This is a genomic window from Aeromonas piscicola, assembly GCF_000820005.1.
GTDB lineage: Bacteria > Pseudomonadota > Gammaproteobacteria > Enterobacterales > Aeromonadaceae > Aeromonas > Aeromonas piscicola.
In genome coordinates this window covers 1-859 of the sequence record NZ_CDBL01000084.1, presented here as the reverse complement: position 1 = coordinate 859, position 859 = coordinate 1, and the positions used below count along the sequence as shown (strand labels likewise).

Below are 859 nucleotides of genomic sequence, written 5' to 3'. Positions count from 1 at the left end.
TTTTTTTTTGGTGCTCAGGAAGGTGGGTATCCTAATTTTTCATCCTTCTATAATACCGTGTTGCTCTAAATAACTAATGCCTTGTTTTGTAATTGATAATTTCTCATTGGAGTACCAGGTTAGTAGGTTTTGATTGCATGCTTGCTCAATGTACTTATCAAGCGTAAATCGATGCATAGATACGTTTAGCATAAGAGATTTATACCATATATATTCATGCTCTCTTTCTTCATAGCATCTAGCTACAGCTTTCATCACTTCTTTAACGCCATCGGCTGATCTATCTGGTCTAGCACTTTCCATTGGTTTGAATGGATTTTTACCGATTGTTGGTTTTTCATATAGCGGGGCATTTAGCAGTGTTCTAAGTAAATCATCAAAACTATATTCAATATCTGAATTGTTAGAGAAGTTAATATATAGCTTCGATTTTAAAAATGTTGGGCGATAATCAGTTCCTGATTGCCGAATAATTGGTATAACTTTACGGCTATCAATTTTTGATAACAGCGAGGATGTCATAATCATTTTTTCATAGCCAACACCACCTTCTCCAGCATTAGCTTTTTCAACATATTTCTCAGTGCATATCATAAGAATGTAGTCAGCTGCTTCTAGCTGTGTTTCCATGAAATGGGGTAAGTCATCACCTGGTTTCAAATCCCATTGGTCTAAGACTGCATCAATTCCTCGATTTCTAAGTGTGGTTGCAAAATCTAAAACCCACTCTTTATGTGGGGCTGTGTCATGTGAGTATGAAATAAAAGCTCTCGGTGGATTCATTATCTATCCTGATGTTTAAACTAGATGCAGTTAGATTTTTTCACTTCACATCTCGCCTGTTGGGCTTCGCTACGCT

Annotated in this window: 1 protein-coding gene; it reads right to left on the bottom strand. The window is 36.6% G+C overall.

From position 1 onward, the window contains the following. Nucleotides 1-39: 39 nt before the first annotated feature. On the bottom strand, nt 40-783 hold the full coding sequence (locus BN1128_RS25020) for a toll/interleukin-1 receptor domain-containing protein (RefSeq protein WP_082030513.1): 744 nt from the start codon (nt 781-783) through the stop codon (nt 40-42). Nucleotides 784-859 lie beyond the last annotated feature (76 nt).

Coding starts and splice junctions, on each gene's coding strand:
- BN1128_RS25020 (WP_082030513.1), bottom strand. CDS start 783: ATGAATCCACCGAGAGCTTTTATTTCATACTCACATGACACAGCCCCA.